General features: G+C 67.7%; 3 protein-coding genes and 1 tRNA gene. 3 read left to right on the forward strand and 1 reads right to left on the reverse strand.

Annotated features, from left to right (window positions below; genetic code table 11):
- The coding region (locus tag HC022_RS25335; RefSeq protein WP_167454234.1) for a tetraacyldisaccharide 4'-kinase at positions 1-431 on the forward strand (431 nt) is incomplete at its 5' end.
- 21 nt (positions 432-452) lie between these two features.
- Here the strand turns inward: HC022_RS25335 and HC022_RS25340 are convergent.
- A complete protein-coding gene (locus tag HC022_RS25340; RefSeq protein WP_008884365.1) occupies positions 453-1,325 on the reverse strand; it encodes an N-formylglutamate amidohydrolase in 873 nt (290 codons plus the stop codon).
- 215 nt (positions 1,326-1,540) lie between these two features.
- On the opposite strand from HC022_RS25340, the gene HC022_RS25345 reads away from it, so the two are divergent.
- Both HC022_RS25345 and ykgO read left to right on the forward strand, forming a co-directional pair.
- A tRNA-Val gene (locus HC022_RS25345) sits at positions 1,541-1,615 on the forward strand.
- An 80-nt stretch (positions 1,616-1,695) separates the two neighbouring features.
- The gene (ykgO, locus tag HC022_RS25350) at positions 1,696-1,821 is read left to right on the forward strand and encodes a type B 50S ribosomal protein L36 (RefSeq protein WP_008884645.1); all 126 of its coding nucleotides are present in this window, start codon (positions 1,696-1,698) and stop codon (positions 1,819-1,821) included.
- The last annotated feature ends 110 nt before the right edge of the window (positions 1,822-1,931 follow it).

A 1,931-nucleotide genomic window follows, 5' to 3' on the forward strand; every position in this document is an offset into this window, starting at 1 on the left:
CCGACCTGCTGCTCTCGATCGGACCCGAGCCCGCGCAGCGCGCCTTTGCCGAGACATGGAAGGGCAGCATCGCCCTGCCCCACGTCACCGCACGGCTCGAGCCGCTGCAGACCGGCATGGACTGGCAGGACCTGCCGGCGCTCGCCTTCGGGGGGCGCGGCCACCCGGGGAAGGTCTTCGCCACGCGGGAATCCCTGGGCGCCGAGCTGCGCGAATGCCGCGCGCTCGACGATCACCAGCCCTTCACCCCGGCACTGCTCACCCGGCTCGAGACCGATGCCGCGCGGCTCGGGGCGCAGCTGGTGACCACCGAGAAGGACGCGGTGCGCCTGCCCGCGGCGTTCCGGCCCAGGGTGCTCACCCTGCCGGTGCGCCTGCAGATCGAGACCCCCGCGCCCCTCGACGCGGCGCTGTCTGCGCTGTTCGGCTGACGTGCCTGACGCCTGAGGCGGTTATTCCGCGGCGAGCGGCTGCTCGCGGTCGCGGTCGCGATGCCCGATGGCCGAGATCTCGGCCACCACGCCGCGCAGGATGCGACGGAAGGCCTGAAAATTGGCGTTGGGGCGAATCTGAGTCTCGTCCATGTAGATCGATCGGTCGATCTCGACCTGCACCGCATGCTGCCCCCGCGACGGCCGGCCGTAGGCCTGCGTCACGTAGGCCCCCGCAAAGGGCGTGTTGCGCACCACGGTGAGCCCCGCCGCGGCGAAGGCGCTCTCGATACATTCGACGATCTCGGGGGTGGCAGAGGCGCCGAAGCGGTCACCGATCACGATCTCGGGCCGCCGCGCCGAGTTGCGGGCAATGCCGTCCACCGCCTCGTGAGGCATGGAATGGCAGTCGATCAGCACCGCCTCGCCGAATTGCGCCAGCGACCGGTCGAGCAGCGCCCTGAGCTGGGTGTGATAGGGATGCCAGTAGCGCGAGATCCGGCGCTCGGCCTCGGCCAGCGGCAGCTTGCCGCGGTAGATCGCGCGGCCGTTCGACACCACCCGCGGCACCACGCCCAGCCCGCTGGCCACGCGCGGATTGTGCCCGGTGCGGCGCACGCCCTCGATCAGCGCGGGGTCGAGCTCGTCCGGGGCCCGGTTCAGGTCGATGAAGGCGCGCGGCGCCCCGGCCCGCAACAGCGGTGCCCCGAATTGCGGCGCGCAGTCGAAGAGCCGGTCGACGAAGGCGTCCTCGGAAGAGCGGATGGACTGTTCGTCGAGAATCGTGCCGCGCAGGAAGCTCCAGGGGTAGTCGCGTCCGGAATGCGGCGAGGCAAAGACCGCGCAGGACGTGGGGGCATCCGGCAGGTCGAGATGATATGCGACTTTGGGCATTCCGTCTCCTTCCGGATCACTCTAGCCCGATTTCCACCGCTGCAAAAAGACTGTTTTGCAAGAGGTTCGGAAAGATCGGCCGGATGCAGGATTTCTCTCCCGAAAGCCCTTGCCACGGTCTCCGACTCCTTTTATAGAGCCCTCCACCGGCGCGGTTCTCCCCGCGCCCCGTTACTTTCCGGGGCACGATGAGAGCATAAGCGCAGGCCATGAATGGGCGGTTAGCTCAGCGGTAGAGCACTACGTTGACATCGTAGGGGCCACTGGTTCGATCCCAGTACCGCCCACCATGACCTTCACCGGCTTCGCGGAAGCGAAGCCAGACTTCAACGACTGGCGCTCGCGCGCCGCGATAAGAGGAGAGACCCAAATGAAGGTCGCAAACTCGCTCCGCTCGCTCAAACAGCGCCACCGCGACTGCCGCGTCGTGCGCCGGAAGGGCCGCGTCTACGTGATCAACAAGACCCAGCGTCGTTTCAAAGCTCGTCAGGGCTGAAACTGCTGAGGATCGTCTCCGGGCGATCTCACGAGACGAACAAGGGCCACCCTCGCGGGTGGCCTTTCTGCTTTCCCAGGGCCCGGGTTTCCCGGGCTTTGTTTTTTCGG

This window comes from Salipiger sp. HF18, assembly GCF_011806505.1.
In the GTDB taxonomy this organism is placed as follows: Bacteria; Pseudomonadota; Alphaproteobacteria; order Rhodobacterales; family Rhodobacteraceae; genus Salipiger; species Salipiger thiooxidans.

Coding starts and splice junctions, on each gene's coding strand:
- HC022_RS25340 (WP_008884365.1), bottom strand. CDS start 1,325: ATGCCCAAAGTCGCATATCATCTCGACCTGCCGGATGCCCCCACGTCC.
- ykgO (WP_008884645.1), top strand. CDS start 1,696: ATGAAGGTCGCAAACTCGCTCCGCTCGCTCAAACAGCGCCACCGCGAC.